The sequence below is a fragment of the Shewanella sp. 8A genome (genome assembly GCF_023475945.1).
Taxonomy (GTDB): domain Bacteria; phylum Pseudomonadota; class Gammaproteobacteria; order Enterobacterales; family Shewanellaceae; genus Shewanella; species Shewanella xiamenensis.
Genome location: NZ_JAMDJP010000020.1, coordinates 20,933 through 40,641 on the forward strand (window position 1 = coordinate 20,933; position 19,709 = coordinate 40,641).

10 protein-coding genes and 2 pseudogenes are annotated in these 19,709 nt (G+C 47.2%); 3 read left to right on the forward strand and 9 right to left on the reverse strand.

The genetic code is table 11. The features are described from left to right. Nucleotides 1-258 precede the first annotated feature (258 nt). Entirely contained in the window at nucleotides 259-1,257 is a 999-nt protein-coding gene (locus tag M0413_RS15295; protein WP_249554826.1) for an NAD(P)H-quinone oxidoreductase, read from the reverse strand. Between the two features lie 449 nt (nucleotides 1,258-1,706). On the opposite strand from M0413_RS15295, the gene M0413_RS15300 reads away from it, so the two are divergent. Continuing rightward, nucleotides 1,707-4,820, forward strand: coding sequence for a M9 family metallopeptidase (locus tag M0413_RS15300; protein ID WP_249554828.1), 3,114 nt, complete (start codon nucleotides 1,707-1,709; stop codon nucleotides 4,818-4,820). A 1,061-nt stretch (nucleotides 4,821-5,881) separates the two neighbouring features. Here the strand turns inward: M0413_RS15300 and M0413_RS15305 are convergent. Beyond that, a pseudogene (locus M0413_RS15305) lies at nucleotides 5,882-6,903 on the reverse strand (transposase). Between the two features lie 278 nt (nucleotides 6,904-7,181). Here M0413_RS15305 and M0413_RS15310 point away from each other — a divergent pair. Then, on the forward strand, nucleotides 7,182-7,670 hold the full coding sequence (locus M0413_RS15310) for a hypothetical protein (RefSeq protein ID WP_203432247.1): 489 nt from the start codon (nucleotides 7,182-7,184) through the stop codon (nucleotides 7,668-7,670). Between the two features lie 284 nt (nucleotides 7,671-7,954). Here M0413_RS15310 and M0413_RS23120 read toward each other — a convergent pair. From M0413_RS23120 to M0413_RS15340, 6 genes and pseudogenes are all read right to left on the reverse strand, one after another. Beyond that, nucleotides 7,955-8,050: pseudogene (locus M0413_RS23120) on the reverse strand (transposase); the annotation flags it as partial. Nucleotides 8,051-8,078: 28 nt separating this feature from the next. Continuing rightward, nucleotides 8,079-8,357, reverse strand: a complete 279-nt coding sequence (locus tag M0413_RS15320) for a peptidylprolyl isomerase (protein ID WP_023268767.1) — start codon at nucleotides 8,355-8,357, stop codon at nucleotides 8,079-8,081. A gap of 77 nt (nucleotides 8,358-8,434) precedes the next feature. After that, nucleotides 8,435-10,741 carry a penicillin-binding protein 1B gene (mrcB, locus tag M0413_RS15325; RefSeq protein WP_249554830.1) on the reverse strand — a complete coding sequence of 769 codons (2,307 nt, stop codon included), beginning with the start codon at nucleotides 10,739-10,741 and terminating at the stop codon, nucleotides 8,435-8,437. 77 nt (nucleotides 10,742-10,818) lie between these two features. Further along, the gene (hrpB, locus tag M0413_RS15330; protein ID WP_249554833.1) at nucleotides 10,819-13,347 is read right to left on the reverse strand and encodes an ATP-dependent helicase HrpB; all 2,529 of its coding nucleotides are present in this window, start codon (nucleotides 13,345-13,347) and stop codon (nucleotides 10,819-10,821) included. Between the two features lie 169 nt (nucleotides 13,348-13,516). Further along, nucleotides 13,517-15,523, reverse strand: a complete 2,007-nt coding sequence (locus tag M0413_RS15335) for a TonB-dependent copper receptor (protein ID WP_249554835.1) — start codon at nucleotides 15,521-15,523, stop codon at nucleotides 13,517-13,519. Between the two features lie 206 nt (nucleotides 15,524-15,729). Then, entirely contained in the window at nucleotides 15,730-17,916 is a 2,187-nt protein-coding gene (locus M0413_RS15340; RefSeq protein ID WP_218737482.1) for a putative bifunctional diguanylate cyclase/phosphodiesterase, read from the reverse strand. Nucleotides 17,917-18,087: 171 nt separating this feature from the next. Here M0413_RS15340 and thpR point away from each other — a divergent pair, with 171 nt between their 5' ends. Continuing rightward, nucleotides 18,088-18,645 carry an RNA 2',3'-cyclic phosphodiesterase gene (gene thpR, locus M0413_RS15345; protein ID WP_249554837.1) on the forward strand — a complete coding sequence of 186 codons (558 nt, stop codon included), beginning with the start codon at nucleotides 18,088-18,090 and terminating at the stop codon, nucleotides 18,643-18,645. Between the two features lie 86 nt (nucleotides 18,646-18,731). On the opposite strand, the gene M0413_RS15350 is transcribed toward thpR, so the two are convergent. Next, on the reverse strand, nucleotides 18,732-19,511 hold the full coding sequence (locus M0413_RS15350; RefSeq protein WP_037414147.1) for a tetratricopeptide repeat protein: 780 nt from the start codon (nucleotides 19,509-19,511) through the stop codon (nucleotides 18,732-18,734). Nucleotides 19,512-19,709 lie beyond the last annotated feature (198 nt).

The following is a 19,709-nucleotide window of genomic DNA, read 5'->3' on the forward strand; positions in this document are numbered from 1 at the left end:
ACGCTTGCTTTGATCCACGAATAGCGCCGGAAAGTCTCTGACGTTTTCAACTGGGTATTTTTACAGAATATTTTCGATAATCAATGCCTCAAACCATGAAATTTTCACTTATTACGCATTAATTTCGGCCAAAGTCTCTAAAAAAATTTGTCACTAACGACTTTAGTCTAAAAAAACATCACATCAAGTTTTAATTATGCACCTATAACCATTAAATTATTGAAGCGATAAGAGGTTACAGCTTGTAGCTGAGTTAATTCAAAATGTTAATACCACTTTGCCCCTATGTTCGCCCGACTGCATTAATCTATGGGCCTTAGGTGCATCGTTCAATGGGTACGTTGCAAAAATATGCGGCACGATTTGCTGGCTATCAAGTAATGGCCAAACACGTTCGTGTAATTGCCTTGCGATTTCAGCTTTGGCTTCAACCGTTTGTGGTCTTAGGGTTGAACCTGTCCAGACAATTCGCTTAGCCATCAGCTGGAGAATATTAACCTCAGCTTTAGGACTACGTTGAGTTGAGACCGACACCATACGCCCATCCAACGCGAGTGCTTGCAAATTGAGGTTAATAAAATCGCCACCCGCGATATCAAATACCACATTAACGCCTTTACCCTGCGTAAAGCTCATGACTTCTTCGACAAAATTCTGAGTGTTGTAATTGACAACAAGATGGGCACCTAATCCTGAGCAATAGTCGCGCTTTTCATCCTGCCCAGTAGTCGCAATCACTTGCGCACCAAGACGATTCGCCAGCGCAATCGCCGTACTGCCAATGCCACCAGAGCCACCGTGTATCAAAACGGTTTCGCCAGCCTTGAGTCCGGCGCGCATAAACAAGTTACCCCAAACGGTAAAAAAGGTTTCAGGTAACGCGGCAGCTTGCACCATCGAAAATCCTGTTGGAATCGGCAAACAATGAGCGGCATAGGTCAAGGTGTATTCGCCATAACCGCCACCTGGGACTAAAGCACAAACCTTATCCCCCAGTTGCCATTGAGTCACGCCTTCACCTATGGCGCAAATTTCACCAGCCACTTCAAGCCCTAAAATTAACGATGCTCCGGGTGGCGGCGGATAGGCTCCTGCCCTTTGCTTAAGATCCGGTCCATTCACCCCAGCCGCACTTACTCGGATAAGAACTTGTCCGACCCCGACAACCGGCAAGGGAGATCGAGAAAGTTGCATCACCTCTGGCTCACCGGGCTGTTCAATATGTATATGGGCATAATCTTTTGGTAAATCTGACATAGCTAACTCCTTGTACAACTTTGGGATTTCGGCTTATCGCTGCAAACATAGCGGCATCATACTCAGGTTAAAACATGTTAACCCAAACAATGTTGGAATGAACTTTGTTGACCGTTAGCGAGGTAACAAAAGGACGCCAGCAACTTGAATGAAACGATGCCACATTAAAACAATTGCCGTCTACATTACCAATCTTTATTAACCGCACGATAGTTCAATAAAAAATACAATAAAAACATAACGATAAAAACAATGTGAAAAACTTGTAAATTTTTATCGATTTATATTGGATATTTTATGCAATTTATTTCATGATATTTCGGCGCTAACTGAATTAGACAAGCATTAAATTCAGTTGGACCAATGAGGTCCGAGGTTAATTGCTGTAATACATCGGATAACGCCCAAGGAAGATCTGCTTTGCAGATAAAAATAACTATGGATACACCATGAAACAGACCCTACTTTTCGCGGCTATTAGCTTAGCCATCGCTACACCCTCGCTCGCCCATAACCATTCACAACAAGATCCAAACCATTCAATACAAGCGAAAAACACAGCAATCCCCAGTACGTTAGCACCAATAGCTTCACCGTCAGCGCCACTCAATTTTGATGCCAGCCATCGGCCGTTATTACCCAGCAACAGCTTGATAGCCTCCCCTAACGAGCCGACACACTCTGAGTATCTCGATGCACATTCTTCACAACAGCAAGCGTTGCTCGAGAACTCTCCGAGATCAAAAGCCAGCAGCTTTGCCGCCAATGCCGACTGTAGTAACTTTGTTGGTAAATCGGGCCAAGCACTATTAGACGAGCTAACGCAGTCCACACCGCAGTGTGTCGGTAAGCTATTTAATATCAAGGGAAGTGATGCAAGCAGCGTATTTAGTGAGGCGAATGTATCCACAGTTGCTAATGCGATTGCGGCCAAGGCGCCCCAATACACTGGCGTGGATAACCAAGGCATTGAGTCACACATTTACTTTGTGCGCGCCGCGCTTTATGTGCAGTTTTACAATCCCAGCGACGTCCCCGCCTACAGCAGCGCGGTGAAAAACAATTTAAAATCAGCGCTTAATGCTCTCTTTGCCAATAACGCCATTTGGACACTCTCCGATGCCAATGCCAGCGTGCTCAAAGAAGCACTGATCCTGATTGATTCGGCTGAACTGGGGGCTGATTTTAACTTTGTCACCCTCAAAGTGCTCAATGACTACAACAGCACATGGCAAGCCAGCTTTGCAATGAATGCGGCCGCCAATACCGTGTTTACCACCTTATTCCGCGCCCAGTGGAATCCTGACATGCAGGCGCTGTTTGCCCGAGATCATGCCATTTTGGATGCGCTCAACCAGTTCCAACTTAACCATAGGGACTTACTCGGCACCAATGCTGAATATGTTTTAGTCAATGCTGTCAGAGAGTTATCTAGACTGTACTACATTGATGCCATGCGCCCTAAAGTGACCCAATTGGTCAAAAATATCTTAAATAGCACCAGCAAAAATGATCCCAGTAAAGTACTGTGGTTTGCTGCCGCCGAGATGGCAGATTACTACGATCGCAGCAACTGCAATGCTTACCAGATCTGCGGTTTCAAGGCGCAATTGGCCGCCGATAGCTTACCGTTTAATTGGAAATGCTCCGACAGCCTCAAGATCCGCGCCCAAGATCTTTACCAAGATCAAGCCAAATGGGCATGCGGAGTATTAAGTCAGCAAGAAAGCCATTTCCACACGATACTCGAAACGGGAATGCAGGCGGTCGCACAGGATAACAATGATGATTTAGAACTGGTGATTTTTGGCAGCTCGTCAGAATATCAATCCCTTGCCAACAGCATTTTTGGGATCAATACCAACAATGGCGGCATGTATTTAGAAGGCTCTCCCGCAGGACTTAAAAACCAAGCGCGCTTTATTGCCTATGAGGCCGAATGGCGTCGCCCAGATTTTCATGTGTGGAACTTACAGCATGAATACGTGCATTACCTCGATGGCCGCTATAACTTGTTTGGCGACTTCAGCCGCAGCGTATCCGTCAACACAATTTGGTGGATTGAAGGATTAGCAGAATATATTTCGTACCGAGATGCCAACCCCGCTGCCATCGCAATGGGGGAAACGGGCGAGTATATGCTCTCAACCATCTTTAAAAACACCTATGACTCTGGCCAAGACCGCATCTACCGTTGGGGTTACCTCGCCGTACGCTTTATGTTTGAAAACCACCGCGATGATGTTCGCCAGATCCTAACCTTCCTGCGTAATAACCAATATGCTGAATATCAAGCATTTATGGATTCCATTGGCACCCGCTATGACAACGAATGGCGCGGCTGGCTCACCAGCGGTTTAAGCACCACTAACAATGGTATTGTCGATAAAGGCCCAAGTGATGAACAGGCTAATGCCAGTGGTCGCGAAGGTAACTGGGCAGGCCCTGCGGGCACCATCAGCAAAGATTACTCGCCCTGCCAAGTCAGTAACGAAGCATACCGCTATAGCGAGTCAGCCAGCCTCAGTCTTGAGGTACCTATGGAGTGTATTGACGCCAAACAAGGCCGAGCCAGCTTTAGCTTTGCCAATAGTGATCGCTCGGCTCAGGATATTTGGATCAAAATTGGCGGTGGTTGGGGTGATGCCGACATTTATTACGATTCAAGGGGATGGGCAAGTGCTGAAAAAAATCAGGGCTATGGCATCGGCAACGGTAATTACCAAGTGATCAAAGTGAGCCTAAACCCCAATGAACTTTGGCACTATATCACCCTAGAAGGCGATTTTGGTGGTGTTGATATGCTAGTGAGTACCACTGAGTTAGTTGCCGATACCGATCCCGACTTAGGTGATGGCGGCGATACTGGTGGTGAAGTGCCCAGCAATTGCGGTGCCGCAACTATCAATTACGGTAAGCTAACCCTCGGAAAAGATGAATGTATCAGCGGTGGCCGTAATAGCTTTTATTTCTGGGTCGATGCTGACAACAGCCAATTTAGTGTTAGCACAACAGGGGGGACAGGCGATGCCAATATTTACTTTAATGCCAATACTTGGGCAAGCGCGAGCAATGCCCAAGCCAGCAGTGTAAATCAAGGCAACAAAGAGTCCTTTAGCTTTACGGCAAACCGTGGCTGGCGATATATCACGGTTGATACTGCAAGTGAATTTAGTGGCGTGAGCTTCAACCTTAAAGCCGGTGGTGGCAGTAGCGTTCCTAATCAAATTGCCAATGCCTGCGTGACTAAATCCCCTGTGAGCTATACCCAACTCACGCCGGGTGATGCCGTCTGCAGCGCCAATGGCCGTAATGACTATTACCTTTGGGTTCCCGAAGGGACAAGCCAATTAGAAGTACGCTCGGCCCACGGAACTGGAGATGTCAGCCTTTACTCGGGTCGCAGCTGGGCCAATGCCCAGCAATATGAAGCCGCTTCAACAAATGCTGGCAGCACTACGGAGCAAATCAAGGTCAATAATCCCAGTGCTGGCTGGTATTACATTACGCTCCAAAGTGAAAGCCAAAGTACAGGTGTGGCCCTTCAAGTAGATTTACGTTAATCAGCCGCACTATAGCGGTAAAAGCTAAAAGCAAAAATCCCTGCTAGGCAGGGATTTTTATTATTTCAATCGGTTAGCACACTAAAACAGCTTTAGCCTTAACTCAAACTCACACGCTATGTGGTCAATTGCTTAGTAAACTAGCTATTGTTAACCGCGATTAAAAGCAGAGGGTAATCTGACACAGCCACGGCAACGCCATTAAGTGTGGGTGTCCAGATTTGCTCGTCGGTTTAGCGCCAAGCAAGTTTGAAATGTCTTCAGGTATCAAATCATCCCCGCAGATCCGCAAAGCTGCTTGTGAATATTCAAGTGCACCCATCAAAGGCTCTAACGTTTGGTTAAGTGGCGAGCTTTAGCCCGTCCCAGCGAGCGAATTGAACCAGTTGTTATGACTGGTTCGTCGTGCACGACCCTCGAGGCAATGAGCGGTCTTGCTCGTTCCGTGAATAAAGTGAGCGATTTGAGCAGCTTATTATGACGGCCTGACGTAATATTTCCCTTTAATTACAGTCAATATGACATTTGGCACTACTATTACAATAATGCCGATTGTGAGTAATAAGTATTTGTAAGTTAGGTCAATGCTCATGCTTGCAACACCTATGCCCAGAAATAATGCTAGGATTGTTGCAGCGATAGTCTGAATTTTTATAAGTTTATTTCCAACCAGCTTAGCGCTGCATGATTTACAAGTAATCCACACAGGTATTGCAGAAAATGTAATTCTACTCCAATGGATTTTTTTTGAGCACGATGGACAATTCATTTTTCAGGTCTCAGTAGTCATAACGCCCAAATTTAGCGCGGAAAGCATAAATCTAAGCATAAATCTGGCCACCCATTTTTAATCAACAACATAATGTACTTTACGTTTGTCTACAACTTGTAAGATCTGAAAATTGCCTAAATGAGAGAGAGCAAAAGTCACAGGGGCAGTATCTGAGGCAATAAATTGAGTTAATTCTTTCAAAAATGGTGCATTTCAGGCATGGCAAGCCATCCCATAGTGATTGAGAGATATTAGGCGGTGATTATTTTCGAAGTTATATAAGTCGTTGTCAGTTGCAGCGCAAGTGCTGGCAGCTTGATGCAAAGTGCCGTCGTCGCTTTTCGAGATGTTCGCAGTAATCGCTCAGTTCTTGCAAGGTTCCCACGGGACCATGAAATAGTTTGCCAAACTCGGTGGTCAGCTTGAGCCAATTATCATGGGGGATATTTAATCTGTTCAGTATCTTGGCGCTACTTTCACTGATGTTTCCGCGTTTATCATTGCGAATGATTCGGCCGGTATCATCCACCAATTGAAGGTAATCAGTTAATGAAAACGCAATGCCACTGGGTTGGTTGTTGCACTCGTTGCCAATAAAAGGCAGGAGATTGCTCGGCTGCTCACCTTTTAATACGGCCCGAATACGTAGTTGAATACTGGTATGGTCGGATTGTTCAGGTGTATCAGCGAGTTGTGATCTAATGGGACTTTCTTTTAATAAAGAGTAATCAACATAAGTCATGCAGGCTAACACCGCAGCTTCATCGAGTAGGGCTTGATTCTCTATAAAATAAATGGGTAAACCGACCTTCCCAGAAACTGCCTGTGCAGTTATCTTCTTGATTGGCTTGTCTTGCTATCGGTTCGTTGAGACATCGCATAAACCATGAAATATCACACAGACGACTGCGATAAAGGGCGATTGAATGCTTTAATCTGCTGACCTCATAGGCTTCAACTAACTCACCTTTAAAGAATTTTTGCGTTAATTCATCGCCTTTAAACAACTTATGCCATTGCTCAAGCACTTCGCGATCAGTCCAACGATTGGCACTGTCGATATCCACCCGCAGCACCAAATGCAGATAATTCGACATAACCGCAAAGGCCGCCACATCAATAGCAAAAACGGCTTCAAGTTCAAACAGTAGCGATTCTACCCAAGCGCGGCGATGGTCATAGTTTTTACCCGAGTAACTATCATCGCCACATCAAAAAGCCCGCCGAACAACGCGGCTACAGCAATGGTAATAGGGACTGATGTTAAGGTGAGAGTTCAAGGCTTATCTGGGTTCGGCGAGGGCGCGGCATACAAACCTCCTTGTTCAATGCTTAACCAAAGCATAGTAGGAGGTTAACTACCGCGCTGTTAAGGCTGGGTGTCCAGTTTTGCCCTCTCCGATTAAGGTTGGGTGTCCTGTTTTGCGCCTGATATCAAGTAATTACCCATCAAACTGTATAAAAACCGCTACCGCAAAAAAGCAAATTCCTATAGCATCATTTATTCCAATTGACTTGGATGTGGCTGCGTTATGACCTGCAAACAGCGCATCGCATAAATACTAAGACGTTATGTATCAAGGAAGGTTATGCAAAAATTTATAGCTACATTATTTTTTCTTTCGTTCGGTGTGTTTGCAAATGACAAATTACATTTGGAACTTATCAATGGTAGTTGGGAGTGTCCTGAAACGACTCAGGAGGAAGAAGTTACCATCAAAGTTAATACAAGATATTCGTACAATGTTTCTAATTTAACATATTCCTATGACTCTAAAGCAGAAATGCTATATCAAGATAAATTGCCTGTAGGTACTGTCCAAATAATTGAAAAAGGTGCTTTCTCATACCAATCATCCAAAATGGTATATGAATTACAAAGTATTGAATCTGTAGTTTTGGATGATCCATTAGAGGCTATTACAGCTGAATTAATTAAAGAAATGGAAGCTGATTTGAAAAGTGATAAAACAGAGTATGAAACAACTTTGATTAACGAGTTAGAATGGGAAACTCTTAACCCTAATGATAATTCAAAAGTCATGTGTCACAGAGTTATGAACAGCCTCAATCGCTAAGGCTGTTCATAATTTTGTTAAATACTCAGCGGGCTTTAACTCAACAGTCAACACTATTGCTCACAAGGCGAGTTAGGGTGATTGGCGAGGCGACCGTCCGCATCATGGACGGGGCGGCCGAGCATCCACGGATGGACTTGCTGCGCGTCGCTGAACAAGCAACCGAACATGCCTATGCTCGAATGCGATAATTTATCGACCGAAAAGAGTAAATCGAGCAAACCATTGTTAAAGAATAAAACATGGACAACCACTCTTAATTGCGCGGCAGCTTGGCACAATGTCCGTTGTCGTATTTCTAGATGTTCGCAGTAATCGGTCAGCTCTTGCAAGGTTCCCACCGAGCCATAAAATAACTTGCCAAGCTCGGTCGCCGCTCGATAGCCAATAGTTAAGTGTGATCAATAGCTAAGTGCGATACAGCACTTTAACTACATGCCAGCCAAATTTGGTTTTCACTAAATGCGGCACTAATAACTCACCAGAAAAGGCGACTTTATCGAACTGCGGCACCATTTGCCCACGCTTAAATTCACCGAGATCGCCGCCCTTTTTCGCCGACGGACATGAGGAATAGCGCTTGGCTAAGGCGCCAAAATTCGCGCCTTTATTCAATTGCTTAATAATATCTTCCGCCTGCTCTTTGTGTTTAACAAGGATATGCACTGCGGCTGCGGTTTTAAACATCTTGTACTCTCTTTATCAAAAACAGCGGTGCAATTAAGTTGCACCGCTATTATCGCTTTACCTATTAAAAATAAGTATTACTGACCCAAAATCTTCTGCCACCACTGCAACGGCTCGCCGCAGTTTTTAGCTGGATTATAAGTGCCTCTCAGGGCGGGTAATGCCTCAGTATTACTGCATCCCGCTTCCTTGGCTTCACCCGTATCTCGGTCAAAATAGCCTTGGATCACACCCGATGGCGGAATAGAACGCAGCCCAATGGGTGGACGCTCCTTCAAGAAGGCTTGGTATACCGCCATGGCGCCACTGCTACCGTAGAGGCTGGTCTTACCGTTATCATCGCGACCGACCCAAATCGCAGCCACGTTACGCTCATCAAAACCGGCGAACCAAGAATCACGGCTATCGTTACTGGTACCAGTTTTACCCGCCAGTGCCACACTGGGGAAGGCATTGCCTAAGCGCGTTGCCGTACCGGAGCGCACGACTTGCTGCATGGCATATTGCACCAAAAAGTCGGTATCCGGCGTAATCGCTTGCTCTTTGGCTGAACGCGTTACGGGTAAAGGCTGATTATCACTATCGAGCACTGCGGTGACTGTGGTAAGTTTACGGTAAGCGCCGCTATCGGCGAGGGTTTGATAAACCTGTGCTACCATTAAGGGCGAACCATTCACCGCGCCCAGTAGCATCGAGGGGTATTCGTTAAGCGGTTCTTCCCAACCCGATTTGGCCAGCGTGGTTGCCACCGCATCGACTCCAACGGCAATCCCAAGGTTTACCGTCGGCACGTTCATCGATTTTTTCAGCGCCGTTAACAACGAAACTTGGCCGCTAAAGGTCTTATCAAAGTTCTGCGGTGACCAGGTTTTGCCTTGCTCATTCTTTAGGGTAATCGGCTGATCTTTAAGTGGCGATGCCAAAGTAAATTTACTATTTGGTGCCAAAGCGGTGGCGTACACAAATGGCTTGATAAGCGAGCCAATAGGTCTTCGGATCTCCACTGCGCGGTTATAACCGTCAAAGCCCGGCGTTTTATCACCCACCATAGCCGCGATACCGCCAGTGTATTTGTCGGTGACCACCATACCAATCTGCAACGACTTGTTGCCTTTATCTAAGCTCTTAAAGGTTTGAGTCACAGCGATTTCGGCGGCTTCCTGCGCCATAGGATCAAGAGTGGTATAAATCTTCACTCCAGATTGTTTTAATAACGCATCGCCGTAGCGCTCATTAACCTCTTGTTTAACCAAGGCATAAAACGCAGGTAATTTTTGATGCACAGGCTTATTGGCATTACGCAAACCCAAGGGCGACTCCACCGCCACCTTATATTGCGCGGTCGTCAGCTCGCCAGACTCCATCAATAACCGCAGCACTAAATCGCGGCGCTCTAAGCTGCGCTCAGGGTAGCGCCATGGGTTGTAGTAAGATGGCCCCTTAATCGCCGCCACTAAAAAGGCTTGCTGCGCCGTGGTTAACTCACCGATGGGACGACCAAAATAGAATTGCGAAGCCAGCCCCATACCATGCACGGCACGGGATTTATCTTGCCCCATATACACTTCGTTGAGATAAGCCTCGAGAATCTCTTCCTTGCTGTAGCGAAAATCGATAATCACCGCCATTAAGGCTTCGCGAACTTTACGCAGCAACGAGCGCTCGCTCGACAGAAAGAAGTTTTTCGCCAACTGCTGGGTCAGTGTCGAGCCGCCCTGAACGGTACGACCCGCACTGATATTCACAAAAGCCGCACGCAGAATCGCGAAGGGGTTCACCCCGTGGTGCTCGTAAAAACTGCGGTCTTCCACCAGCAATAGTGCCTGCACAATATGTTTGGGCATATCTTCGGTAGAGACAAAGAGCCTGTCTTCACCGTCGCCGGTGATCATGCGGTCAAGTAAAACGGGTTCTAAATGGAATACCGCTAACTGGCGCTTATCTTCCATTCGGGCAATCGCGCTGACGCCTTCACTATCGAAGGTGATCATCACTCGCTGTTCTGGCTGATCGCCTTCGGGATGTAAAAAGGGTCGACGCCATAATTCGATTTTGGTGCTCGATGCCGAAAACTCACCAACCTCGCGGGGGTTAGCCACTTTGCGATAGCCAAGTAGCTTTAACTCGGCCATCAACTGCGGATGACTCACCGCAGCTCCTGGGTATAACGCCATGGAGCGACTAAAAACTTGTGCAGGTAAATGCCATTTTTGCCCTTCAAACTTACGGGCGATAATTTGGTCGAGGTAAATACCGTAGAAGGTCACAACGGCGAGGCCGATTAAGGCGAGCTTCCAGGTGAGCGACCAAATTTGCCCAAATAGGCCACGGCTTCGCTTCGCTTTACGTTGGGCTGGCGCTTTTTTTGTCGTATGAGTTGTCATATCTACTTCATCATTTATGCGTTAACGGCATCAGTCATAGGCACAACACAAGGTTGTAAATCAAGGCAGTCTAAAGGCTATGACTGAGATAAACCTAAGGTTTTTTTCTTGGTATATTTTGTCGGTAGCGTATTGGCAGGGTCGTCCGGCCACAGGTGTTTAGGGTAACGCCCACGCATTTCTTTTTTCACTTCAACATAGGGCCCTTGCCAAAAACTGGCGAGATCTGCCGTCAGTGCCAAAGGGCGCTGAGCCGGAGACAGCAGCTCCATCGTCACCTTCAGCTTACCTTGGGCTAGTAGCGGACTGTCAGCCATACCAAAGGTTTCCTGCAAGCGAACCCGCAGTAAGGCGCGACCCGAAGTATCGTAAACTATGGGCGCGAAAGTGCCCGTGGCTAAAGGCCATGAAGTCGGCAACAGTGCATCGAGCGCCTGCTGCTGCGACCAACTCAATTGATTCATCACTAAGCTAAAGCAATCGAGTTTTTGTAATTGCGGCAGATTATTCACATTTTCAAGGTAAGGCGCCAGCCAAGTTTCAAGATCGGCCAACAGGGCGGCATCGCTCATATCCGGCCAATCAGCATTCGGATCTAAGCTTCGCGCTAAATGCAATCGCGCTTGAAACTGCGCTAAGTTATCGTGCCAATTAAGAATTTGTAACCCTTGCTGACGGATATAACTCACTAATGCCGCCACAATTTGCGCCCGATTGGGATTAGCAATCGTCTCGGATTTCAGTAATATCTGCCCGACTTTCATTTGACGTTCAGCCACCGCGCGGCCTTTAGTTTCATCCCAACCGCACTGCTCATGAGTATCAACCAAGTCGGCCAACTCATGCTCAAATAGGCTCGGTTGCAACGGACAAGCTAAATAGATCCGCCCAGCATTTTTACCTTCGGTTTCTTGAAAATCAGCCACCACCAACCAAGGCGTTTGCGCTAAGGCATCTTCAGCGTTGAGCACCACACCCGTTCCATTGGCCAATTGATAACCCTCGACACCGCGGGATTTGGCGATGCGATCGGGATAAGCCTGCGCCAACAGTAAACCGACATCCTGATGATGCGCATGGGAGGCGATGGCCACTAAATCGGCCTGAGTGAATTGCTTATCTAGCGCCAGCTTTTTAAGCCATTGTTTGGCCTGCTGCCCCGCACTGCCTTGGGTGGCAAAATGCAAGTAATTCATGATATCTGCGCCTTTGCGTGGCAATCCCCGCGCCTCTAAAATACCCGCAAGCAAGCAGGCCAAGGCCGCAAGTTCTGTAGAATGGGATTTAGCAGCTAATAACATGTGCGCGAGGCGCGGATGACAGCCCAGCTCATAGGCGGCTTTGCCGTGCTGAGTGAGTTTGTTTTGCCCATCGACCACGCCTAAGCGCTGCAGCAGTTGCCACGCCAGCGCTTCGTTCACGCTCGGCGGCGCTGTCAATAACAGCAAATCGCTGAAGGATTTAGCGCCCCAATAGGCACAGTCATGGGCCATTGAGACTAAATCGGCTTGGCTGATTTCGGGCTCATCGGCTTTGAGCAGACGTTGATGCTCTTCTTGGCCCCATAATCGAATACACACGCCCGCCGCTAAACGGCCAGCGCGGCCAGCACGTTGGGTTGCCGAAGCTTGGCTAATACGTTTAAGGCTTAAGCGCGTAACCCCCGTTTTAGGGTTAAAACTCGCTTGGCGTTTATAGCCACTATCGATAACCAGCCCAATGCCTTCAATGGTGAGACTCGACTCGGCAACGTTGGTGGAGAGCACTATTTTACGCCTGCCAATATCGTCTGCCTTAATCGCCCTATCCTGTTCCTGCGCAGACAACTCGCCATAAAGCGGACAAATTGCCACACGGCTACCATCGAGGCGCTCCGCCAAATACTGTGCCACCCTGAGGATTTCCGCCTTACCGGGTAAAAACACCAGTATATCCTGCGGGCCACTATCCGTTATTGAGGTAGCACTATCCGTTATTGAGGTAGCACTATCGAGCACGGTGCGGCTCAGATGATCGAGCCAATGCTGCTGTCCCGCGACAGCACGGTAGATGATTTCAACCGGAAAACTGCGCCCTTCACTCTTGAGCAGAGCTGCGTTTGGCATTAACTCACTGAGCGCAATGCCAGATAAGGTTGCCGACATGGCGAGGATTTTTAAGTCATCCCGCAGTGAGCTTTGCACTTCAAGAGCGAGGGCTAAACCAAGATCTGTGGTCAAATGCCGCTCGTGGATCTCATCGAAAATGATCATATCGATCCCGGTCAATTCAGGATCTTGCTGGATCATTCGGGTTAATATCCCTTCGGTAACGATCTCAAGCCGAGTCTCACCACTGACCTTTGACTCACCGCGCACCCTAAAACCGACCTCTTGCCCTACCGCCTGTTGCCGACAACTGGCAATAAATTGCGCCACACTGCGGGCGGCCACACGTCGAGGTTCCAGCATTAAAATCCGCCCAGAAACCTCAGCCCAATCCAAGATAGCTAAAGGCAAGGCGGTGGATTTACCCGCGCCTGTGGGTGCCTCGAGGATCACTTGGGCATGCGTTGCAAAGGCATCACGCAGAGATGGCAGTAAGGAATGAATAGGTAGATTGTTCAATGCAACAGTATCAACAGGGAAAAATGATGTGGCAGTTTAACATAGGCCTTTGGCAGTGTCCCTCCCGCAGCCTCGGCTTTGATACGTCGCAGTTTGGCATTGGCTTGCTAAAAATAGCATCGCCCCAACAGCAAGGCTCTCGGGGCGCTAATAGCACAAATAAGCCGAGTTAGAACTGATAGGTCAGCTTAGCCCAGAGATTACGCCCCGGCTCATTAACCCTAAACATGGCTTCGCTGCCAGGCAGATCATTACCCGTACCGGCCTTACTCACATGCTCTGCGTAGGTTGCATCAAACAGGTTTTCGACACCGAAGATAAAGGATAAATCCTTGCTGTATGACCAAGAAGCATTGAGTGCCAAGGTACCAAAGCCACTACTTGGGCCTAAGTCTTGGCCCACAATATTGCCGTGACCTAAGGTATAACGATCCTGCGATGCAACCAGCCGCCACTGCGCCGCCATTGTCCAAGCTTGCCATTGATAATTAACAATTAATCTTGCCTCTAACGGCGATATTTGCCCAAGTGCGACCTTGTCGGTATCGTTTTCACCTTGGGTATAACTTAAGGTAAGTTGAGTCGACCATTGATCATTAAACGCATAGTCTAGGCTTGCTTCGCCACCGAATAAGCTGGCATCAATATTACGGGCTACCGTGGTGTTGCTGGTCGAATCAATCAAAATATAGTCATTAATCTCACCGTAAAAGAGTGACACTGACGCTTCAACCGGACCTTGGTAAATCCAGCCTATATCAAATTGATTGGTCGTTTCTGCCTTAAGATCAAAGGCTTTTTGTGCGGGATTATCGGCGCTAGCCTTCATGATCTCCCAATAGTCTGGCACGCGCTGCGCTGAGCCAAATCCAGCATAGTATTGATGAGCATCGAGTTGATATTCATAACGCACATAACCGCTGTAGAGGGTATCCTCCCGTTCCCCCTGTTGGGCGATTAACAATTCGCTATCCCAGCGATCGACCCTCAATCCAGCGTGCAAGCTACCATCGCCTACGCCTTGGTTATCAAAGCCATAGCGGGATTCGGCAAACAACGCATAGTTTTTATAGCGCATATCTTCCTTAAACGGCTTATTGAGTAAGTCGTCTAAACCAACATCCCCCGTTGCCATGCTGCGGCCATCATGGGCGCTAGACATATAATCCAGCCCCAGTGTTAATTCGAGGGCATCGAGCGGAGTTAAATCAAACCAAAGATGACCACCGTCGGTCATTCGGCGCACATTCGAGCCAGAATTCACCCCTTCATCAAATCGGTCCATAATATGGTCGTTCTTATTGCTAAAGGCTTGTAACTCGACTGCGGCCAACCAACTCGACTCAAACTCATGTTGTATGAGCACCGCCGCATCACGGTTATCAATTTGGCGAGCCTTATTTAATCTGTCGGCATACTCTGCCTCACCGCTCGACTCACCGTAAGCTAACTCCACAACGGTACGCTCAGTAGGTGTCCAACCTAGGGCAAGATTGGCGTTTTGGCGGTCATAACTGGATTGCACCTTATTGCCATTGCCGTCCTGATAATGATCACTACTCGATTGATTAATATCAAAATCAAGGTAGTAATTTTTATCCCCTGCACTCAACTCCACCATGGCATCTCGTCTATCGAAACTGCCACCCGTCGCACTGGCACGCCCTTCAAGATCCGCTTGATTAAAACGATGGCGGTTTTTCTCAAACAGAATTGTGCCCGCGGTGCCGACAGGGCCATATTTCACCGTCTGCGGGCCTTTAATAACCGTTATCTGATCGTAAGTTTCGGGATAAATATAATTGGTTGGCGGATCCATACGTCCACCACAGGCACCATACACATGCTGGCCATCATCAACGATGTTTAAGCGCGAACCACCTAAGCCACGAAACATCGGATCGCCGCCAGAGCCGCCTTTACGGGTGATATTAAATCCCGGAATCGTGCGTAAAAACCCTGAGCCATCATAGGCGGGTAATGGCAATCGATTTTGTTTGGGATCACTCACTAAGTGTACTGGCTGACGCATCACATCAGCGGTAACCAGCAGATAATCTTTACATTTTTGGTCATCACCACAGTCGGTCGCCTCTGTAGACCAGCCCAACTGAGGCAAAGTGGAGCCTAAAATACTCGCTAAAATTAGCGCTAATTTGATCGGTTGATATGGCACAAATTTCCCCTACATATTGTTTTTAATGATTTTTGTGGGGGTATTGTTATGGCTGGTGATATAAGTGCAATCAAAACTCGGCTTGGCGCGACAATCTGTCGCAGCCTAAGTTGCATGGGCTCACATTAAGGTAAATATTGATAAATGAGTCACTTACAAATTAAGAATTGCAGAAGTATAAAAACTCACTTGAAGGAGAACCGCCGTTACAGCAGCCAAGGCTCGGCCAATCCAGAGGTTAATGTTAGCAATGGCGCGGGTTTATTAATCGCATAACCTTGAGCATAATCCACTCCTAAGCTCTTTAATTTTAAACCAATTTCTGTCGATTCAACAAACTCAGCTACCACATCAAATCCCATATCTTGTCCGAGCTGACAAATGGCTTTGATGATTGCTTGATCCGCATCATCGTCACACAGGTTGATAACAAACTGACCATCGATTTTGACGTAATCCACATTTAAACGTTTGAGATAAGTGAAACTTGAAAATCCCGCACCAAAGTCATCCAGTGCGAGCTGGCAATTTAATGGCCTAAGCACTTCAATCAATTTAGTTGCTTGATCTAATTGGCTTACGGCGGCGGTTTCGGTTATCTCAATGCAGAGTTTATCCACCAACTCAGGTTCAGTCATTAGCCGCATTTCAAGCCAATTCATAAACTCGCTATCACCCAAAGACGTCGCCGAAAGGTTGACGGATACCAGCCCCAATTGCTGCCAAATCGCTAAATGGCTACTCCCCCACTTCAGTAGATTATCAATGACCCACAAGTCGACTTTGGCGGCCAAGTTATAACGCTCAGCGGCAGGTAGGAAAATTGCTGGCGAAACAATGTTGCCATTGGGCTGCACCATACGGAGCAGCACTTCTAAATGTAATCCTGGCTCTTCGCAATTTAGTGGTGCAATACTTTGAAAATAAAGCTCAAATTGATTTAACGCGAGGGCACTAACAATATCTACCGAGGCCATCATTTCAGTGTAAAGACGGGTCATTTTAGGATCTTTAGCACTGTATAAATGCCAGCCATTTCGCCCCTTATCTTTGGCGAGTCGACAGGCCGCATCAGCATGACTCATCACGGTATAAATATCAGAGGCCGACCTGTCGAACTTAGCTATCCCCATACTGACGCTGACATTGTGGCAGCGGTTTTCCCAGATAAATTCGTGAGTTGCTAACTGAGTACAAATCCGCTTAGCAATATGCTGCGCCGAATCCACATTGCAGTAATGCATTAAAATACCGAACTCATCACCACCAAGCCGAGCAACAATATCGCCCTTACGCACCAGTTGTTTAAGCCGCAATGTCAACTGGCACAGTAACTTATCCCCCGCTTGATGACCGCTAACATTGTTGATCACTTGAAATTGATCGACATCGATAAAGGCAACACAGGTTGGCATATCATCTTTGCTATGCAGCAAATTATCGAGTAATGCCTCAAAGTGCAGCCGATTGGGCAATCCGGTAAGAGCATCGTAGTTAGCATGAAAAGAGAGCTCATCGGCCAGCCGATACTTTTCACTCACATCTTCGGCAATCATAACCAGGGTGTCCTTATCACCGTGGATCTGACTAAAACTGAGCCTTAACCACTCTAATTGATGCAGCGATTTAAGCGGCAATTCGCACCAAGCTTGTCCTAATACGCCTTCACGCACCATATGCAACGTATCGGAGAGCATCGCGTGCTCTTCATCGCGCACCATGCTGAATAAATCGTATCCATGCTGCACTGGCAAGGTTTGCAGCGCCACTTTGTTCAGCATCGTCAGTTGATTTTGTTTATCCAGCAAAGCACAAGCCAAGGGCAATTGATTAAAGACTTCGCGATATTTGTTTTCACTCGCTAACATATCATGGGCGATACGGGTCAGCTCCATCGCCGAACCAATCATCACAGCCGCATGTTGAAACTCCTGAATAAACTCCTCGGTCCACTCACAGCATTCGGAGCAATTTACCGCCCCAAGGGCAATACGGGTTTCGCCAAATACGACGGGGGGTAACACCAGTAGACTTTTGACATCCCAATCCCGTAACAATGCCCGCTCCGCCTGAGCTTCTGGTGGTAATGTATTCACATCGGGTAGATTCAGCAGCTTGGGGTTTCTCACAAGGGAGCGAAAAAAAGGCATACGCGCGAGCGGCCAAACGCGAGTCTGCTGGCCCTGGCTAAATTGCGGTTTTAAATACAAATTACGGGTGCGTAAATGGTCGAGGGATAAACTCCCCGTTAGCACAAACACCCCATCACAGTGCAACTGAAGTGTAATCGCCTCTAATGCTCTATCAACATTTTGCTCTAGGGTTTCTAGCGGCGTTTCGCTAAAAATCGTCACTAATGCCTGTTGGAGTGAATTTGCTAAACCATCTGACATGAAAAGGGATTTCCTTACCTACAATTCCATTTAAGGTATTATTGCTACACTTCCCAGAAACAAATTCAAGTCATCGAAAGCCGATGATGAATAATGACCACGGGCCTTTCTGTATTACCAAACAAAAGCATAGCTTATGTTTGGCATTTGAGCAGGTAGCGGAGATAAAGAGTGTTACAACGACTATTTCTTGGATTCGCCCTTAATGAGACTCAACGCATGCAACTGCTGCAATTGCAGCAATGCTTAGCACAACAGTTAACGCCCCATGCAAAACCCGTAAGCAAAGCGAATTTTCATCTCACCCTCGCTTTTTTAGGCTTAGCCCATCAGTCTCAAAAGACGCAACTGCTCGAAGCCGTTGATAAACTGCATCGGCCACGATTTACTGTACAACTGGATAAGCTCGCCGTTTGGCCCAAGGCACAGGTATGTTGTTTAAAGGGAGATAGGGTTAGCCCGGCGTTGGCGTTACTGGCATCACAGGCGCAAGATTTAGCGCAGCAGTTGCAATTGCATCAGAGCGAACATCCATTTCGACCGCATATCAGCTTGTTTAGAAAAGCCAAGTCTTTGAGCACCTTTGATAACGAACTTCTCCTCAAGGATCTAGCGAATACACCAATAACTGAACTAACGCTCGCTCCCGAACAGCTTCATTTGTACCTTTCTTCAAGCGGTAATCGTGGGGTGGAATATCACATCTTACATTCTTGGCCGCTCGAATAGCCTGAATCCGCCCAATAAATAAAACGCCAGAAACAATCAGCCCGAGCATAGCCCGGGCTGATACAGATAATAAAACACTAACGGGTTTAATCGAGCAAACGCAGTGTCTCACGGTAGGCGCGTTTCTGCTCATAGCTATGTAAACGCTGCTTAAATTCATCGGTTTTAGTCGCTTCAGCCGTCATCTTCAAAGCTGCAATCGCTTTTTGCTGCGTCGAAACGGCAGCGCCAAAATCGCCCACTTCCGCATAGGCCGCGGCCAAGTTGTCGAGATTAGTGGGATCGTTTTCGTTGACCTTAAGGAGCTGTAGAGATAACTGAAGCGCTTTATTGCCATCACGGTATTCGGCCTCAGGGCAAGTTGCGAGAATCCAAGCCACATTGCCAAGGGCAATATCATCGCCAACACGGGAAAATTGCTCTACCGCTTTACCGCAATTGCGCTTAACGCCATCACCACCCGAAGCGTAAATAAAGCCTAAACGGAACTGTGCCCAACGGTTACCTCGCTCGCCCATATCCTTATACCAACGCTCGGCCACAGCTAAGTCTCGTTTAATCAATTGGCCTTCAAAAGAGAGATCCGCCAAAGTTTGCTGCGCCTTTTCGTGTTGTTGCTCGGCGGCGAGAGTTATCCAGTGCAGTCCTGATGGCACTTCTTGCTGCACATAACGTCCAGAGAGAAACATCAGTCCCAGTAAAAATTGCGCATCGGCATCACCTTGCTCCGCCTGAACTTGAATATGCACAAATTTACTCGCCGCAATTTCATTTGCGGGCTGCGGGATAGAAAATGCGTATGCAGCAGAACTTAATCCAACGGATAAAGTCAATCCTGCACCGAAAACCCATTGTCTGTATTTCACGTGGTAACCTCTTCGAAAAACAACCGCGTCCCCAAGTTAGCCAGAATTAACCCCATAAGTCGAGTCTAAATAGGTTCAATTGACCTTAAATAAAGGGAAAAATCACCGCTGATTTTTAAATTGCTCGACTCACCATGTCAGGCCACTAAGGTTTACGATTATTTTACTCACAAAAAACCCTTAAAAGCCTTTATAAGA

Excerpts from the sequence above, each read along its gene's own strand:
- M0413_RS15340 (WP_218737482.1), bottom strand. The coding sequence starts at position 17,916 with ATGTCAGATGGTTTAGCAAATTCACTCCAACAGGCATTAGTGACGATT.
- M0413_RS15320 (WP_023268767.1), bottom strand. The coding sequence starts at position 8,357 with ATGTTTAAAACCGCAGCCGCAGTGCATATCCTTGTTAAACACAAAGAG.
- M0413_RS15295 (WP_249554826.1), bottom strand. The coding sequence starts at position 1,257 with ATGTCAGATTTACCAAAAGATTATGCCCATATACATATTGAACAGCCC.
- M0413_RS15300 (WP_249554828.1), top strand. The coding sequence starts at position 1,707 with ATGAAACAGACCCTACTTTTCGCGGCTATTAGCTTAGCCATCGCTACA.
- mrcB (WP_249554830.1), bottom strand. The coding sequence starts at position 10,741 with ATGACAACTCATACGACAAAAAAAGCGCCAGCCCAACGTAAAGCGAAG.
- M0413_RS15310 (WP_203432247.1), top strand. The coding sequence starts at position 7,182 with ATGCAAAAATTTATAGCTACATTATTTTTTCTTTCGTTCGGTGTGTTT.